Annotated in this window: 14 protein-coding genes; 6 read left to right on the top strand and 8 right to left on the bottom strand. The window is 62.8% G+C overall.

Features of this window, described 5'->3' with window-relative positions:
• Positions 1-115: 115 nt before the first annotated feature.
• Together NR193_RS01685 and NR193_RS01680 are read right to left on the bottom strand one after the other, a co-directional pair.
• Positions 116-868, bottom strand: coding sequence for an SDR family NAD(P)-dependent oxidoreductase (locus NR193_RS01685; RefSeq protein ID WP_256749155.1), 753 nt, complete (start codon positions 866-868; stop codon positions 116-118).
• 107 nt (positions 869-975) lie between these two features.
• Entirely contained in the window at positions 976-1,746 is a 771-nt protein-coding gene (locus tag NR193_RS01680) for a LuxR C-terminal-related transcriptional regulator (RefSeq protein ID WP_256749154.1), read from the bottom strand.
• Positions 1,747-1,906: 160 nt separating this feature from the next.
• On the opposite strand from NR193_RS01680, the gene NR193_RS01675 reads away from it, so the two are divergent.
• The 5 genes from NR193_RS01675 to NR193_RS01655 all read left to right on the top strand — a co-directional run bounded on the left by NR193_RS01675 (position 1,907) and on the right by NR193_RS01655 (position 9,220).
• On the top strand, positions 1,907-4,036 hold the full coding sequence (locus NR193_RS01675; RefSeq protein WP_256749330.1) for a hydantoinase/oxoprolinase family protein: 2,130 nt from the start codon (positions 1,907-1,909) through the stop codon (positions 4,034-4,036).
• 13 nt (positions 4,037-4,049) lie between these two features.
• Positions 4,050-6,254 carry a hydantoinase B/oxoprolinase family protein gene (locus NR193_RS01670; protein WP_256749153.1) on the top strand — a complete coding sequence of 735 codons (2,205 nt, stop codon included), beginning with the start codon at positions 4,050-4,052 and terminating at the stop codon, positions 6,252-6,254.
• Positions 6,251-6,736, top strand: coding sequence for an acetone carboxylase subunit gamma (locus NR193_RS01665; protein ID WP_256749152.1), 486 nt, complete (start codon positions 6,251-6,253; stop codon positions 6,734-6,736). The genes NR193_RS01670 and NR193_RS01665 overlap by 4 nt, the downstream gene beginning before the upstream one ends.
• Positions 6,737-6,878: 142 nt before the next feature.
• Complete coding sequence (locus tag NR193_RS01660; protein WP_256749151.1) at positions 6,879-7,706, top strand: SDR family NAD(P)-dependent oxidoreductase; 828 nt, start codon at positions 6,879-6,881, stop codon at positions 7,704-7,706.
• 200 nt (positions 7,707-7,906) lie between these two features.
• The gene (locus tag NR193_RS01655; protein WP_256749150.1) at positions 7,907-9,220 is read left to right on the top strand and encodes an O-antigen ligase; all 1,314 of its coding nucleotides are present in this window, start codon (positions 7,907-7,909) and stop codon (positions 9,218-9,220) included.
• Positions 9,221-9,444: 224 nt separating this feature from the next.
• Here NR193_RS01655 and NR193_RS01650 read toward each other — a convergent pair whose 3' ends face one another.
• Together NR193_RS01650 and NR193_RS01645 are read right to left on the bottom strand one after the other, a co-directional pair.
• Complete coding sequence (locus tag NR193_RS01650; RefSeq protein ID WP_256749149.1) at positions 9,445-10,710, bottom strand: polysaccharide biosynthesis/export family protein; 1,266 nt, start codon at positions 10,708-10,710, stop codon at positions 9,445-9,447.
• 81 nt (positions 10,711-10,791) lie between these two features.
• Positions 10,792-11,469 carry a sugar transferase gene (locus NR193_RS01645; RefSeq protein ID WP_256749148.1) on the bottom strand — a complete coding sequence of 226 codons (678 nt, stop codon included), beginning with the start codon at positions 11,467-11,469 and terminating at the stop codon, positions 10,792-10,794.
• Between the two features lie 602 nt (positions 11,470-12,071).
• Between NR193_RS01645 and NR193_RS01640 the strand changes: the two genes are divergently transcribed.
• A complete protein-coding gene (locus NR193_RS01640) occupies positions 12,072-12,344 on the top strand; it encodes an exopolysaccharide production repressor exox (protein ID WP_256749147.1) in 273 nt (90 codons plus the stop codon).
• A 17-nt stretch (positions 12,345-12,361) separates the two neighbouring features.
• Here NR193_RS01640 and NR193_RS01635 read toward each other — a convergent pair whose 3' ends face one another.
• From NR193_RS01635 to NR193_RS01620, 4 genes are read right to left on the bottom strand one after another with little or no spacing between them, the layout of a single operon-like run.
• Positions 12,362-14,206, bottom strand: coding sequence for an ABC transporter ATP-binding protein (locus NR193_RS01635; protein ID WP_256749146.1), 1,845 nt, complete (start codon positions 14,204-14,206; stop codon positions 12,362-12,364).
• On the bottom strand, positions 14,199-15,176 hold the full coding sequence (locus NR193_RS01630) for a serine kinase (RefSeq protein ID WP_256749145.1): 978 nt from the start codon (positions 15,174-15,176) through the stop codon (positions 14,199-14,201). Before NR193_RS01630 ends, NR193_RS01635 begins: the two co-directional genes overlap by 8 nt.
• Entirely contained in the window at positions 15,173-17,131 is a 1,959-nt protein-coding gene (locus tag NR193_RS01625) for a lasso peptide isopeptide bond-forming cyclase (RefSeq protein ID WP_256749144.1), read from the bottom strand. The genes NR193_RS01630 and NR193_RS01625 overlap by 4 nt, the downstream gene beginning before the upstream one ends.
• Positions 17,128-17,538, bottom strand: coding sequence for a lasso peptide biosynthesis B2 protein (locus NR193_RS01620; protein WP_256749143.1), 411 nt, complete (start codon positions 17,536-17,538; stop codon positions 17,128-17,130). The genes NR193_RS01625 and NR193_RS01620 overlap by 4 nt, the downstream gene beginning before the upstream one ends.
• Positions 17,539-17,572: the final 34 nt, after the last annotated feature.

Here is a 17,572-nt window from a genome sequence, read left to right as displayed (position 1 = left end):
TGCGCCCTCGCCGAGTCCAGCGCCGCCCACTATACGCCTGTCCAGCTTCGTTCGTTGCCCTGTCACGCGGAATTGTAGCGCATCAGGGCTGACGCAGGGTGTGTCCCGGCCGGTTTCAATAGGTGGCGCGGCCGCCGGAAACGTCGAACACGGCAGCTGTCGTGAACGAGCACTCCTCCGAGGCGATCCAGCAGATCAGCGCCGCCACCTCGTCGACTTCGCCGAAGCGCGCCATCGGTATCTTGGACAGCATGAAGTCGATGTGCTCCTGGCTCATCTGCTTGAAGATCGCGGTACGCACCGCCGCCGGTGTCACGCAATTGACCGTCACCTTGGTCTTGGCCAGTTCCTTGCCGAGCGACTTGGTCAGGCCGATCACGGCGGCCTTGGAGGTGCTGTAGGCCGAGGCATTGGGGTTGCCTTCCTTGCCGGCGATCGAGGCGATGTTGACGATGCGGCCGTAGTTGCGCTCGAGCATATGCGGCACCAGCGCCTTGTTGCAGTAGAAGACGCCGTTGATGTTGATGTCGATGACCTTCTGCCAGTCCTCGGTCGAATAGTTCCAGGTGGTCATGTTCGGCCCGGTGATGGCAGCACTGGTGACCAGGATGTCGACACCGCCAAGGGCTTCGAGCGTTTGCGCAGCCGCACGTTCAACGCCAGCGGCGTCGGCAACGTCGACCGCCATACCGTGGAGGGCCGGAATGACGGTTTTGGCTTGCTCGATCTGGCCGGAATCGCGGTCCCACACACAAACCCGTCCGCCCTCGTCGACGATCCTTTGCGCGACGGCCAGGCCGATGCCCGAGGCGCCGCCGGTGATCACGGCCGACCGGCCGGCAAACCGTCCTGCGAAACTCATCGGCATGTGGCATTCCTCCCAATCGGCGGCGAATGTGAAGTCAACGACGGACAAGTTCAAGCCGGGATTGGAGCCGCCAAACGGGATACTGGTGGGCCAGCGGAATGCGGCCGCTATCGGTGCTGGAAGAACTGCAAGAACAATTCCCGTTCGGTGGTGATGTCGAGCTTCTCGTAGATGCGACGGCGATGGTTCTTGACCGTGCCGACGGTGATACCAAGCCGCTCGGCGATGTTCGCCGTTGGATGGCCAGCCAGGATCAGCTGGACCAGTTCCCGTTCGCGCAGCGACAGCTCCGGCCACAGGCTCGTCGGAATGCTTGGCTGCTGCTGCGGCGAGGCGCCGGGGCTCGTCGGCGCCGAGGTGCGGGAGAACTCGGTTCCCCGCGCCTTGATGTCGAGGGCGTGCAACGCCTCGAACACCGGCAGCCGCTCATCCAGCAGTGAGATCTCGCTGTCCTTGAACGACATCTTCGAGCGGTCGAGGAAGATGCCGAGACACCAGTCGCCGCCATCGGCCAGCATTATGCCGACCTCGTCGCAGATTTCCGACTGCGCCAGGAAGCCGGCTATGTATTGGCCGCGCTTGGCCTCATCGTCGGCAAGCCGCTTCAGCGGCATGATGCCGAGCCTTCGCTCGCGCCGCCACGAGGCATAGAACGGATCGAAGACATAGTAGCTGGCGAGGTAGCGCTGGACCATCTCGTCCGAAAAGCGCCGGTGCTTGATGAATTCCGGTGTCTGCGTCGCCGAATAGCGCGTCACGGTGACGAGGTCGTGTTCGATGTCCGCGCCGATCAGGTCGATCAGGCAGTCGACATGCCTGTCGGTGCCGGTGGCGGCGATCGCCCTGGCGAGCGGCGCCCAGATATTGCCCATGCGCATGCCCTTTTCTCGGCGATCCCGGCCCAGCCGTCATTGTGTCTTTAGGCATATGGCGCGAGGCCGCCTGTCCAATCTAGCCTTGCGTCAACCTAGACCACATCCCGAGGCGACCGTGACCCAGCCCAATCTCACCGGCCCCATCGTTGGCAATCCGCCGATCATTGGCAATCCCATCGTCATCGGCATCGACGCCGGCGGCACCATGACCGACACCATCCTTGTCGATCAGGACGGCCACTTCAAGATCGGCAAGTCGGCGACCACGCCGAAGAACGAAGCCGAGGGCTTCCTGGCCTCGGCAGAAGACGCGGCCGATGCCTGGGGCATCTCGCTGGAGCAGCTGTTTTCCGGCGTCAACGTCGTGCTCTATTCCGGGACCGGCATGCTCAACACGCTGTTGTCGCGCACCGGTCGCCGGCTTGGCCTGATCACCACCAGGGGCCTCGAGGACATGATCCTGATGGGCCGCGGCCTGCAGGCCTGGGCCGACTATTCCTATGCCGACAGGCTGCATGCGGTGACCCATCATCATCCCGATCCGCTGGTGCCGCGCCGCCGCACCCATGGCGTCACCGAGCGTATCGACCAGTTCGGCGACATCATCCTGCCGCTCTACGAGCACGAGGTCTCCGCCGCCGCGAAAAAGCTGATCGCCGACAAGGTCGAGGCGATCTGCATCATGACCATCTTCTCGCACGTCAATCCGGTGCACGAGAAGCGCATCGCCGAGATCTGCCGGGAGGAGGTCGAGAAGGCTGGCGCCGACATCATCGTCTACACCAGCCACGAGGTGCGCCCGGTCATCCGCGAACAGTCGCGGCTGAATTCGGTGCTGATCGAAGCCTATGCCACCTCGCGCGGCCGCAAGCAGCTCAAGGGGATCGAGGACGTCTCGAAGAAATACGGCTTCAAATATGGCGTGCAGACGCTGCTCTCCTTCGGTGGCCTGACCTCGATCAACCATCCGCGCCTGCACGAAACCATGATCTCCGGCCCGATCGGCGGCATCCTCGGTGCGGCCTATGTCGGCAAGCTGATCGGCAACGACTCGCTGATCTGTTCGGATATGGGTGGCACATCCTTCGACATGGGCGTCATCACGCGCGGCCAGACGCGGATCGAGAACGAGCCGCTGATGGATCGTTTCAAGCTCAACGTGCCGACGCTGCATCTCGACACGATCGGCGCCGGCGCCGGCATGATCCTGAAGGTCGATCCGTTGACGAAAAAAGTCAGCCTCGGACCGGAAAGCGCCGGCTCGGACCCCGGCCCGATCTGCTTCGATCGCGGCGGCACCGAACCCACCATCGCCGACTGCGACGCCATCCTCGGTCGCCTGAACCCGCACTATTTCCTTGGCGGCAAGGTTGTGCTGCAGGTCGAAAAGGCTCGCCGGGCTTTCGAGGAAAAGTGCTCCAGTGTGCTCGGTGTTGGCGTCGAGGAAGCCGCCGAAGGCATGATCGACATGCTGGAGTCCGATGCCAACAACGCGCTGCGCCGTGTCATTTCTGGCCAAGGCATCCACCCCTCCGAATTCACGCTGCTTTCCTATGGCGGCTCCGGCCCACTGCACCTGGCCGGTTGCTCCAGGGGCATCGGCTTCAAGGACATCATCACCTTCCAGTTCGCCGCCGCCTTCTCCGCCTTCGGCTGCACCACCGCCGACTTCATGCGCCGTCATTCGGTGTCGACACAGCACGATATCCCGACGCGCGCCGACGAGGCGACGCTGGCCGCTTTCGGCGCCAAGGTCACGACGGTCTGGAACGATCTGACCAAGGCCGCGGTCGATGAGATGATCGCCGACGGCCATGCCAGGGAGAAGATCAAGACGGTGCCGTTCCTGATGATGCGCTACACCGGTCAGCTCGAGGACGTCGAGGTCATGGCGCCGCTGGCCGAGGTCAATTCGGCCGACGATATGCGCAAGGTCATCGACGAGTTCGAGGCGGTCTATGCCAAGGTCAACCACCGCGTGTCGCGCTATGGCGAGGCCGGCTTCACCATCACCGAGCTCGGGCTGATCGCCACCGCCGACAAGGTCAAGCCGGTGTTGCTCAAGCGGCCGCTTGGCGCCTCCAATCCGGCATCCGCCCATAAGGGGGTGCGCGAGGCCTATATTGGCGGGCGCTGGCACAAGGCCAATCTCTATGAGATGGATTTCCTGCAACCCGGCCACGAAGTGATCGGCCCGGCCATCATCGAACATCCCGCCACCACGCTCGTCGTTCATCCGCAAGACCGTGTCTTCGTCGATGAATGGACGCTGCTGCACTACACCCACGCTTGAGAGGGCGAACGCCATGTTGGACAAACCTGCCTCGGCCCTGCGCCTTCGCGAACGGCTGCTCGATTCCGAGCGGCTGATGGAAGAGACCGGTTGCTATGACGGCATCACGGAACTCACGCTGCGCAACCAGGACCCGCTGAAATTCGAGACGCTGCACACCAAGCTGCGCGCCTATTGCGTCTCGGCCCGCGAAATGGCGCGCCGCATCTCGGCTTCGCCCGGCGTGCGCGAGGTCGGCGAAATGGTGGTCGCCATCTACACACCCGAAGGTGACGCCATCGCGCTCTCCAACGGCATCATGGTGCATGTCCATACGATGAGCCGTTTCATCAAATGGATGATCAAGAACAACTACGAGGAAAATCCGAAGATCCGCGAAGGCGATATCTTCGCCAACAACGATGCCTTCATCGGCACCGTGCAGGTGCCTGACGTCATGGACGTGGTGCCGATCTTCCATGAAGGCACGTTGGTCGGCTGGGCCGGTGCCGTCTGCCACGAGTTGGAAGCCGGCGGCATCACGCCGGGTGGCGACGTGTGTCTCGCGCAGGAGCGCTTCACCGAAGGCCTGTTCGTCTGCGCCGAGAAGATCGGCGAGAATGACGAGATCCGCCGCGACTACGTCATCCGCTGCGAGCGCAATCTGCGCATGCCGATCTACTGGGTGCTCGACGAGAAGGCCAAGGTCGCCTCCTGCATCGACATGCGCGAAAGCGTCAAGCAGCTGATCTCGGAGATCGGCCTCGACTATTGGATAAAGGTGTCGAAGGAGTTCATCGAGGAAGGCCGTCGCGCCCAGCTCGCCCGTACCCGCCAGCTCACCGTTCCCGGCATTTATCGCGGCCACACCTTCTATGGCCACGTCACGGCGGGAAAACCCGGTTTCCAGCTGCTTGGCGATCCGGACTGGCTCTACAACATCCCGATCGAGATGGAGATCACCACCGACGGCAAGATCACCATGGACTTCGAGGGCACGCAGCCCTGGGGTTACCATTCGATGAACTGCACGCCGGCCGGCATGGATGGCGGCATGTTCGTGACGCTGACCCAGCACATGAATTTCGAAGGGCTGGTCAATGACGGCGCCTGGATGGCGACCGAGCTGAAACTGCCGCACGGCACCTGGACCAACCCCGATAACGAGATGGTGGCGACCGCCACTTCATGGGCCTTGCTGCTGCCGGCCTACGGCGTCTTCCAGAGGCTCTTGTCACGCGGCTTCATCGCCCGTGGCTTCGTCGAGGAGGCCTTTGTCGGCCAGGTCAACAGCCCGATGATCGAGATGGGCGGCGAAAGCCAGTATGGCACGCCGTTCGGCATGGCGCATTTCGAATGCGCAGCCGCCGGTTCCGGCGCGCTCGCCATCAAGGACGGGCTCGACACCGCCTATGTCGGCTGGAACCCGGAATCCGACATGGGCAACATCGAGGTCTGGGAACAGTCGATGCCGATGGTCTATATCGGCCGCTCGATTGTGCCCAACTCGGGCGGCGCCGGCAAATATCGCGGCGGCTGTTCCTTCGTCTCGACCTGGCTGATCAACAAGACCCCGCATCTCAGGCTGCACACCTCGGAGCATTCCTCCAGGGTATTCGACAATGGCGGCATGTGCGGCGGCTATCCCGCGCCGACCTGCCAGAAGCACCGCGCGGTGCGCAATTCCAACATCCACGAGCTGGCGGCAAGAGGCGAACCGCTGGCGCATGCGCCCGGCATTGACCCGCATGTCTCGGATTACGAGAAGAATATCGGCGGTGACCATGTCGTGGTGGAGGGTCCCTACATCACGTCGCCGCACAAGTCCGGCGATATCTTCAGCCATTCCTACAATGGCGGCGGCGGCTACGGCGACGTGCTGGAGCGCGACCCGATCAAGACGGCGTGGGACGTCGAGAACGGTTTTCTCACCCGCGAAGCGGCGGACCAGGTTTTTGGCATTGTGCTGAAGGACGATGAAGACGGTTATCCCACAGCCGATATCGATGCGACCGTCAAACGCCGGGCCGAGATGCGCAGGCAACGTCTGGCCAAGGCGATCCCGGTTTCGGACTGGATCGCCAGGGAGCGCGGCCGCGTCGAGAAGGCTGACTTCGCGCCCGAGGTGAAGAAAATGTATGCCAGCGCGATCAAGCTGTCGTCGCGCTTCACCAAGGATTTCAGTGATTTCTGGAACGTCGATGCCAGATCGATCTTCACGCCGGGAGCTAAGCCATGACCTCGTACAGCAAGGAAGTCATCCGCGATCTGGCCGCCGGTCAGCTGCCCTGGCCGCAGACGCGGCGCATCATGAGCGCCTACAAGGACGATGATCGTTTCTTCAAGATGGTCGCCGTCCATCAGGATCGCGTCGCCTGGAAGGATCCGATCCTGCTGCCTGTGAGCGATCACCTGTTCATCTGCCAGAGCGGCGATGACCGAATAACCCGCTGCGAGTGCGGCCATTCCTTCGGCGATTATCGCAAGAACTGGAAGCTGAACGCCGCGATCAACGTGCGCAATACCGAGCAAGCGCTGCGCGAGATCTACCCCAACAGCGACCTTCCCGATCCGCAATGGATGGAGATCCGCGAATTCATCTGCCCGCAGTGCGGAACGTTGCACGAGGTCGAGGCGGCAGCGCCGGGCTATCCGATCGTCCATGATTTCGAACCCGACCTCGAAGGCTTTTACCGAGAATGGCTGGGCAAACCACTTTGAGGAAACTGATATTGTGAATCGCGTAGCAGGCAAGGTTGCGCTCGTCACCGAGGCCGGGATGGCCATCGATGGAGGTTATCTTGCCGTGTGAAATCCTTTTGGGCAGGCTTGCTCGCCCTGACCTGTCCGGAGACCACACCTGATGCAAAACCTTTCCGGCCGCAGCGCGATCGTCACCGGCGGGTTTTCAGGCATGGGCCTTGCCATTGCCACGGCATTGGCCGAGGCCGGCGCCAATGTCGCCGTCGGTTCCTACATCGCGCCCGCCGGCGCTGACAGATCCGATGCCGCCTATTATCCCGGCGCGGACGAGATCGAGCGCGTGCGCGCGGCTCTCGCTGCGCACGGAACCAAGGTTCACGCCGCGCATCTCGACGTGCGCGACAGCGAGGTCACCAATCGGTTCGCGGCGAACGCAGAAGCGGCCATCGGCCCTGCCGACATTCTGGTCAACGCCGCCGGCACCACCGCCGAGCAGCCGGTCTGTGGTCATTCCGACGCGCTGTGGGAGAAGATCGTCGACACCAATCTCACCGGTGCCTTCCGTGTCACCCGCGCCGTGTTGCCGGGCATGATCGGGCGCGGTTGGGGCCGCATCGTCAACATCGGCTCGACGGCGGCTTCCGTCGGCTGGAAGGACAACCCGGCCTATTGTGCCTCCAAGGCCGGCCTTCTCGGCCTCACTCGTTGCGTGGCGCTGGAAGGCGCCGCGCAAGGCGTCACCTGCGTCATGATCAGCCCGACCTGGGTCGAGACCGAACTGATGCGTCGCAACGTGGCGCAGGTCGTCGAGCGCGAAGGCAAGGGGCGCACGCCAGAGGAAGCGATGGCCGAGATCGCCAGGGGTAACCCGCAGCAGCGCATGCTGCAGCCCCAGGAGATCGCGGCGCTGGCGGTCTTCCTGTGCTCCGATCTGGCCAAGGGCATCACCATGGAAAACATACAGATCACCGGCGGAGCCCTGTGGTAGCGTTCTTGCAGGATGGACGTTGACCTCTCCGCGTCCCCTTGGCTGTAAGACAAGGTGACCGGATTTGCCATTGAGCGCCGGGCACGATAGGTTATATTGCACTGCACAATGGAGACGCCGTTTATTGCACGCCCCTGTTCGCGAATATGCCGGCTGGCTCATGGCACGCCGGGCTCGGATCGCGTCGGCGGGACTCTGAGATGAAGATTCCAAAGTCCCTGCTGGTCGACCCCGAAAAGAATTCGGTCTATGGCAGTTTCGCCGTGGCCGTCTCGATCTGGGCGTTTTCCTACTCCGTCATTTTCGGCCAGGTAATGATCCTGGCCTATTACGCGGTCTGGCTTCCACTCATCCTGGTCGATTATCGGCGGTTCCTGCGGCAGCTGTCCAGCGCCTGGCTGCCCCTGCTGTTTGCGGCCTATGTCTGCTTCTCGGTCTTCTGGTCGGCGGCTCCCGGCATCACCGCACGGACGGCCATCCAGTACTTCTCCCATATTGCCTGCGCCTATATCGCGGCGCGAACCGTCAGCGTGCGTACACTGACGATCGGCGCCCTGATCGGCATATTCGTCGTCATGCTCTATTCGCTGCGGGTCGGACACTATTCCGAGGACGTCCTCGACGGCACCGTCAACTTCGTCGGCGCCTTCGCCTCCAAGAACCAGATCGGCTTCGTCGCCTCGCTCGGCATCTATTTCTGCGTCGTATTCCTTGCCTTTTACAGGCGCGGCTGGCTGAGCTTCACTCTGGCGGTGCCTATCGTGCTGTTGTCGGCCTATCTGCTGGTCGTTTCGCATTCCGCCACGTCGATGGCCTCGATACCGGCGGTTCTGGCGCTGGTGGCGCTTCTTGCCATGAGCAAATTGTTGTCACGGCGCTATCGCCGGGTGATTTTCCTGATCGGCGCGGGCCTGCTGGTCGTGGTTGCCTTCGTCGCCTTGAATCTCGGGCTCATGGACTTCATCCTCGGCATTTTCGGCAAGGATTCGACGCTCACCGGGCGGACCTATCTGTGGGAGCAGGGCTGGAACGCAGCGCAGAAATCGCCGATCCTCGGTGTCGGCTATGCCGCCTATTGGGTGCAGGGTTTCGCCGAAGCCGAACGGCTGTGGAACGAGTTCTACATCACCACCCGCACCGGCTTTCACTTCCACAACACCTATATCGAAGCCCTTGTCGAACTCGGCTTCGTCGGGGTGGCGATGATTGCTCTGATCATGCTGCGCACGCTCTACGGCCATGTCTCGGCCGTGATCTTCAGGACATGGCAAGCAGATTCGGTGATCCTCATCGGCGTGATGGTGCTGCTGTTGATCCGCTCCTTCGTCGAGGTCGAGGTTCTCAACCCCTACATCATGGGCTCTTTCCTGCTGTATTTCAGCTTCTTCAAGCTGGCGCGGCTGCCGGCTACCCGCACGCGCTGGTCGCCGGCCTTCGAGCAGGCGGATGCAACGAGGGGTGAGCCTGCCTGGCCCCGGCACGCCGGCCGTCCGGCAGTTGCCGATCGGCCATGAGCTCCCGTTTCGCGCGCTGAAGTCTGGCCGGGGGAAGCCTTCGGCCAGATACGCTTGCGTGAAGCTGAAGATCCACCCCTGGAGGGATGGAGCGTGATTTCGGAAGAATGGGTTACTGGTTTTCGCGGGAGATCATGCTCGAACAAGAAGAGCCTCCATCCCGATTCCGTCGGGATGGAGGCTCTGAACCGAAACACTTGATCGTGTTGTTGAGCTTCGCGAGCCTACTGGCTGGCGAGCGGCGCCATCTTCACCTTGATCACGTCGCCAGGCAGCACCGGTGTATCTTCCTTCGCGGCGATTTCGCTGGCCTTGCCGTCGACGACTCGCACCAGTGCATAGATCAGGCTGGATTGCTGGTCGCTGTCGCTGGCGACTCTCGTCGCGGGATCGCTGGCCTGGGCCATCAGGCCTTTCTGCATATTCACCTTCAGCGCGGCCTCGTTCAGGTCGGCCTCGGTCTGCTGCCGGTCGGTGGCAAGACTTGAACTCAGGGTGTTCTGGGCATCGATGGCGTCCTGCGCCGCCTTGCTGATCGCCTGCTTGGCGGTGAGGATGGCGGTTTCGTAGTCCAGGATCTTGCCCTGCAGGTCGGCGACGGACTGCCGCGAATCCAGCAGTCGGGCGTTGGCGATCAGGCCTTTCTGAGCCAGCGGGCCGATACTGGCCAGTTGCTGCTGTGCCAGGTCGACCTGCTGCTGCTGGTTGACGATCTTCTTCTGCAGCGATTCGATCTCGGACTGCAAAACCCCTTTCAGATCGTCGAGCGCCTCGAGCTTCAGCTTCAGCGCCTTTTGGTCGGACGTCAGGATCGTCATCTCGTCGGCGACGATGGCCGGCAACCGCGGATCGCCCTCGACCTCCTTCGGCACCTCGAAGGTCGTCTTGCCGGCCATGTCGGCGTCGATGCGGGCGCGCTTGACGATCAGCCGAACGCGCTGGTCGTCGGAGATATCGAAGTTGCCCTTGGCGGTGACCATGTCCTTGCCGAGCTGGGGACCAAAGTCGGCGTTTCGCCTGATGCCGCCGGCAACGCTGATCGCCTTCAGCACCGTCAGGTCGGGCACATAAGGGAATTGGCCGGGGTTCTGCACCTCGCCGGAAATGTAGAATGGCCGGAACTGCGCCATTTCGACCGAGGCTTCAGGCTTGTCCGACAGAGCGAGCTTGTGCTGCAGCGCCTCGCCGATCGCCGCCGCGATTTCGGAGGTGGTCTTGCCGGAGGCCGGCAATTCGCCGACGAACGGTACCGACAGCGTGCCGGATGGACCGACCGTGTATTCGCCATTCACCGCCGACCAGTCGCGGAACGTGCCTTCGACGGTCTGCCATTCCGCAACGCGGATGGTGAGCTTGTCCTGCGATCCGAGGCGATAGTCGTCGGCGACGGCGATGTGGGGGACGACGAGCGACACGACAAGGCATGTGGCCAGCAATCGTGCCCGCCGCAGGCGGCCGGAAAACGGGCCGCTGCGAAAGGCTTCGAACATATCTGTTTTCAACTGAACGTTCCGATCCGCTTTAGCCCCATCGCCCGATGTGCTTGCTGCCGAAGGGTTGGTCGATGCCGGTCAGTAGGAGCCGCGCGACATCCAGACGGCAGGGACAGTCTTGATGATGATGCGAACGTCCTCGAACAGCGACCAGTTCTCGACATAGTGGCGGTCGAACGCAACGCGGCTGTCATAGGAAACGTCGTTGCGGCCGCTGACCTGCCACAGGCCAGTCAGGCCGGGGCGGGATTTCAGGTAATACACGGCGGAAGTGCCGTAGATCTCCAGTTCGTCGCGCACGACCGGCCGAGGTCCGACAAGGCTCATGTCGCCCTGCAGGATGTTGATGATCTGCGGCAACTCGTCGAGGCTGAGTTTCCGCAACACCGCTCCGACACGGGTGACGCGCGGGTCGTTCTTCAGCTTGCGCGTCGCTATCCATTCCGCGTTGGCGTCCGGGTTGGTGGCTAGATAGGCTGCCAGCACCTTGTCGCCGTTCGGAACCATGGTGCGGAACTTCAGGCACGGGAAAACCCGTCCGCCGCGCCCGATTCGCCTGTGGCCGTAGAAAATCGATCCGCCGTCGGAAAACTTGACCAGCAAGGCGATCATGACAAACAGCGGGCTGAGAGCGATCAGGCCGATCAGTGAACCGGTGATATCGAAGCCGCGCTTGAGCAGGCCGCCGATCGGCGGCGGAAATTCGATGTCGGCCTGCGAAAAGCCCGCGGTGGCCGACTTGGCAATGTCCCTCATGCGGAAAACTCCATGCGTTGAACGAATGGTTCACCACACGATACCAAAAAAATGTTGCAGCGCAACACACAATTTCCCGGCCTACTGAAATAGTCACGTCATGAATTGACTAAATAATAAGCTCACCATGCACAAATTTCGAGATATTTAGCACATTTGTGACAATAAATGGGCATAGGCGAAAAAATAGGGGCAACTTTGGGGCGGTTTTTAGGCGAGGCGCCCTATCTGCCGGAACGCGGAACATGCCAGTGCTTTAGAGCTGCCTGATACTAGGGAGAAATAACATAAAATACTAGTTAATATCGTATTTCTACTGAAAGTTGATAAGCGCAGGAGATCGGGCGAAATTCCGCCGTGTGCATTGCACCATGAGCGAGTCGATCACAAAAGCTCCAATCAAAAATATGTCCAGTTGCCCTTGCCGCCTATTGCTCGCCTTAATAGAATTGCAAATTATACCTGTCAGAGTACCGACAGGTTGGAAAGGCCGGAAGCAACCGGCCGAGAGCGGGCGACTTAACAAGCCCGCATGACAAGGGACGGCGCTCGGGTAGGGCAATCGTTGGATATAACCCGAGCCGGTTTATGGGCTGTTGGGTATGGCACTTCCAAAATTCATCCTTGGGATGATCTTCGCTTTGGCGATCGTCGTTGGCTGGTCCTGGTTGGGCGGTGCTTCGACAGGCACGATACTGGTGCGCGTCATCATTTGCGCCGTCGTCATCCAGGCGGGTTACTTCGTGCTCGTCTATGCCATGATCGCCGGCAGCGCGCCGACGCCAGCCGACATGGCTCGCGACGCCGAAAGAAAGTTGAACACGACCGAGGTGGCCGAAGGCGATAAGTTGGGCGCCAGGCGCAGCCTGCACTGACTCGGCCGCATCCGGGCTCAAGCCACGTCGGCAGGTTCCGTCTCGGACTGCTCGCCCGACAGCATCTTCGACAATCGGCTTCCGGCCTTTGCCTTCAGCCGCTGATATTGCCCGACTTCAACGATACGGCCATGTTCCATTGCCACCACCCAGTCGGCGAACGCTATCATCGACGGCCGGTGCGCAATGGTCAGGATCGTCATCGTGCCGCGCAATCCATCGATCGACTGGGCGATCAGTGACTGATTCTGCCAGTCGAGCGCACTGGTGGCCTCATCCAGGATGAGCAGGGACGGCTTGCGCAGCAGCGCGCGCGCAAGCGCAATGCGCTGGCGCTCGCCGCCCGAAAGCCGCACGCCCCGGTCGCCGACCACCGTCCCGAGCCGGAGGTCGAGCCGCTCGACGAATTCGCCGGCATGGGCGGAGCGCAGCGCGGTCCACAAATCCTCGTCGCTGGCCTGCGGCGCGGCAAGGCGCAGGTTCGCCGCGATCGTGTCATGCAGCAGGAACACGTCCTGCGGCACGTAGGCCACCTGACCGCGCCAGCGACGGCGGTTGGCGGCATCGATCTCGACGCCATCGACGAGAATCTTGCCGGCGGTCGGCTCGAGCAGCCCGAGCAGCATGTCGGCAATCGTGCTCTTGCCTGATCCGGAGGGGCCGATGAGGGCGGTGACCTTGCCCGCCGGGAGGCCGAAGGTGATGCCCGTGACGACGGTCTTGGTGGGGTCATCGCCATATCCGAAGGAAACGTCCCTTATGTTGAGCCCGGTTGCCAGCGACAGGTTGCCGCCTTCGCCGGCTTCTGCGTCGCCCGGTTCGCGCTCGGCGTCGAAGCGCGTCTGCAGGCTGCGCATCGCGGCATAGGCGGGCAGATTGATCAAAACCTGCTGGGCCTGCGTTTGCATGTCCATGAAGCGCGGCGCGATGCGCATGAAAACCAGCAGCAGCACGACGATCTCGGCCAGCGACAGGTTGAAGTGGACCAGCGCCACATAGATGAACAGGCTGAGGCCAACGACGCTCGCCACCTGGAACAGCGCGGTGCCGATGGTGCTGTTGCGCACATAGTCGACGTTGTCGGCCTTCATCCTTTCGAGGGTCGACTGCAACTGCGCGAAATAGCTCGCCTCGACGTTCAGGCTCTTGGCCACCTTGATGCCGCCAAGGAATTCCGAGACCGTCCGGTACTGGTCCTGTCGATTGGCCGTCAGAACCCGGCCAAAGGCGGTGGCCCGCGCCCGAAAGGGCTGCAGCGCCACGAACATCAGGATGCCGATCACGACGGCAAACAGCGTCATGACAGGCGAGATGAACATGGAAACCAGGAGATAGCCGGCCAGAAGCACGGCGATCTGCACCAGCATCAGCAGCGAGAAGGCGGCGCCCTGGACGCGGTCGATGTCGCCGGTCAGGGCATGGTCGAGATCGGAACTGCGCATGCGCGTGAAGACGCCCCAGCGCGCCTTGCCGATGCTCTCGAACAGGTTCATGCGCAGGCGGTTGATGAAATCGAACAGCAGTTTCGCCATGTAGACCGACTTGAAGCGGTTGAAGGCCGCCTGCACGGTGACAAGCCCGACCAGCGCGCAAAGCACCGTCGTCAGTTGCAGCGTTCCGTCCGGCACCAGCCAGCGCACGAAATCATTGTTCGGCAGCCTGACCGCGAAATCCTGGTCGGCGCGCCCGACCAGATGCAGCAGCGGCACGAGCAGCAGGATGGAGATGCCTTCGGTCAGGCTGCCCAGGATCAGGAAGAGCAGCGCCGTCCAGGTTCGCCGCCCGCCGATCTGGGCGATAACGGCGCCGAAGGCGGCGACGTCGCGAAACAGCGACAGGCTGAAGACCGATGACCTAGACATCGGCCGCCAGATCCCTTTCGATCAGGGCCACGGCCTCGTCGATCCGCTCCAGGCCCGTCGGCACTTCGAGGCGGCACACACCGACATGGTTCGCGAGTCCTGAACATTGCCGAAGATGCATCGCCGCGAAATCGTCGGGCAGGGCCGCGCGGCCGAAACGCGTCACGTAGGAGAATTTGATGATTGCCGGCAAGGCGGCGATGCCGGGCAAGGGTGTGATGTCGGCCTTTTCGCCGCGCTCCAGTATATAGATCCTGCTTGCCGGCACCCTGTCGCCGGAAAAGGCGCCATTCAGGCGATGCTGCATCTTGTCGATCGCCGGATGCGCTTGCGGCCGGACTTCCGCGTCCCTGAATGAGATCGCGGCCGCCGCATCGGCAGCGAGCTTGATCTGCGGGAAACCCGGAACGAGCATCGGTTGGTTCGGATGGGTCAGGTCCAGGGCCACCACGTCATCGGTAAGCAGGTCATGTCCGGCACGGATCATCGCGCTTGCCGTCGTCGATTTGCCGGCGCCCTTGTCGCCCATGAAGATAGCGCTCCTGCCGGCCACGGCAATGGCGCTGGCGTGCAGGACGAGCAGGCCGCGCCGGTGCAGCAGCAGCGCCAGGACCGGGCCCAGCAGCGGAAACGCGATCAGCGCGTCGTCGACGCCGGGCGCCGGCTCGATGTCGATGCGGCGACCGTCGGTGATCAGGAACGCGCCGACGGCGTCCCATGCCAGATACTGCCGGTCTGGCTCGAAGCGGAAGTCGGTCGCGGCCTCGGGCGAGGGCTTCGGCAGGTCGATCGTGCCGACGGCGATCACGACATCCGCCACCGTTGGCGCCGTCGGCTCCAACTCGGGCAGCAACACTTCGGACGCGATGGTCAGGCCGTAGGCCCGATAGAAGCGCCGCTCTCGCGCGGCTCCGCCATGCGCCAGGGGATGACCAACGTCTCGGGCGAGCGGCTCGTTGCGAGGCATCATGCGGGGCTCCCGCCGGACTGCACCTGCCGCAGCCAGAGCGACAATGAAGCCGAGCGCCAGACATACTGGACGTCCAGGGGGGCTGCCTGGTCAGGCTGGCGCTGCAGCCGCGCATAGGCCGCGCTGACCTCCGGAAGGTTGACGTAGGGTGCTATGCGGCTGGAATCCGAAACGAGCAGCTGTTCCAGCAGGTCGCGATGGTTGCGCAGCATGCCATTGACGAGATTGGAGGTGAAATCGATCTTGTCGCGCCGCCACTGGACCGCCGCCGGCAGGATGCCCTCCATGGCGCGGCGCAGCACATAGCGGCCAAAACCGTGGCTGAGCTTTTCTTCGCCCGGCAGCGCCAGGCAGAACTCCACCAGCGGCTTGTCCCAGAAGGGATAGCGCGGCTCGACGCCGAAATTGGCCGCGGCCTTGTCGAGAACCTCGAAAGCATGCGGCACATAGCCGTTTGAAAGGATCCAGCGATGGCTCAAGGCATCGCTGGCCTTGACGCCGGGCGGCATGTAGCCGGCGCGATGAAACCGGTCGACAAGCTCGGTTCGCCTGGCCAGGTCCGGATTGATCAGGTCGCGCCAGCTTCCGCCGCGCGGCGCCTGTGCCGGCTTGCGGATCCTGTTCAGGACACGGTTCGCCACGTGTCTCAGCTTCGCGATGCGCCAGGCCGGCCCGTAGATGGTCAGGAACTGGAAGTACATGCCAAGCGTGCTGTCCCCATAGGTATCTGAGGCACTGCGGATCTCACGCCACAGGTCCATCCACCGGCCGGCATTGGCAAGCTCATGCAGGTGGCCATGACCTTGCGAAACGACCTCGTCGCCGCCATGGCCGTCCAGCAGCACCTTGATGCCATTGGCGCCCGCCGTCCGGTAGATGCCGCGGGTGAGCGTGAGGCCTGGCGCCAGGAACGTTCCTTCCTGTTCCTCCAGCACGCGTTCAAATTCAGCGAACGGCGCATAATTGCCGACCGGAATCAGCGTCGCGTCAACCTTGTTCTGGTCAAGCACGGCATCGATGAACGGGCGTTCGTCCATCGAAGAGCCCTTCTCGAAAATCAGGGAGAAGGTCGGCAGCTTTGGCTTGCGCGCGGTGGCATTCTGCATGCCGGCGACACAGGCGATCGACGAGGAATCGAGGCCGCCGCTCAGCATCGCGCCGATCGCAGAGGTTCCCCGCATGCGGTTGCGGACCGATTGCGAAAACAGATCGGCGAATTCCTCGGCCGCATCCGAGCGCATCGGTCGTGGCGACGGCTCGATCTGCCAGTATCTGCGCAGCATAACCTGTTGCGCGGTGACGGTGAGGCTGTGGCGGGCCGGCAGGCTGAAAATATCGCTGTAGGGCGTCGACTGCGGGTCGTCGGGGAGCCCGGCCAGGAAGCCCGAGATTTGGTGTTCATTGACGCGCGTGCCGACCCCGTCGACGCCGAGGATCGGACCGATCTCGGAGGCAAAGACGAAATGCCGGTCCGCCGCGTGGTAGTAGAACGGTTTGACCCCGAAATGGTCGCGCGCGCAAAATAGGAGCTGTCGCTCGGCATCCCATATGGCGAAGGCGAAATCGCCTTGCAGTTGCGTGGGGCAGGCTTCGCCCCAGCGCAGATAGGCCCGCATCAGCAATGTGGCATCGGCGACCGACCTGTCCCGGATACCCAGCCTGGCCAGCAGTTCGTCGCGGTTGTCCAGCCGGCAATCCGCGGTGATGGCCAGCTTGCCGCCGGCCATGGTCAGCGGGCCGGGGCCGGCTTCATCTGACGTGTTGAGCCAGGCGTGGCCAAGGGCGATGCCGCTGTCCAGCCACCACGAATTTCCATCAGGGCCACGATGGCGCATGCGCGCCAGCATCTGCTGTATATCCGCTGCGGCTGGCGCGTGTCCCCGGACCGCTGAGGCGTGTCCTTGGGCCGCTGGCGCGTGTCCCTGTCGCAGCAGGATTCCGGCCACGCCGCTCATCGGCTGCCGTGGTCGACGAGATGGGCGAAGCCGTCGATCGATCCGCCGAGGACGACATGGTTGTCGCTGACCAGCCAGGCATGCGCTTTCAGCTGCTCGCCGGTGCCGCGTTCGATGCCGATGCGGATTTTCGAGGCATTGCCCTGGCGGGCGAGAATGTACTGGCCTGAAAGCGCCTGGGTCAGGCAAGTGGCGCGCGGCACGAAACGGGCTGCGGCGGCAACGCCCCACGCGACACGGCGCAGTTCGCCCATGCTGGCGCACTGACGCGCCTCGAGCCGCGTCACCAAGCCGCGGACACGGTTGTAGGACAGCAGTGTCAGCCCCAGCCGAACCGCCGTGACCACCAGCAGGCAGCGGGCGAGGAAGATCATTTCCGAGCCGCTCAGGGAGAGAACCCTAAGCATACCTCGCTGGCGCTTCGTCTGCTTAGGGCGTTTT

The sequence above is a fragment of the Mesorhizobium sp. Mes31 genome (genome assembly GCF_024519675.1).
Classification (GTDB): domain Bacteria; phylum Pseudomonadota; class Alphaproteobacteria; order Rhizobiales; family Rhizobiaceae; genus Mesorhizobium.
Note: the sequence above shows the minus strand (reverse complement) of the source record. Positions and strands in the feature narration are given on the sequence as shown.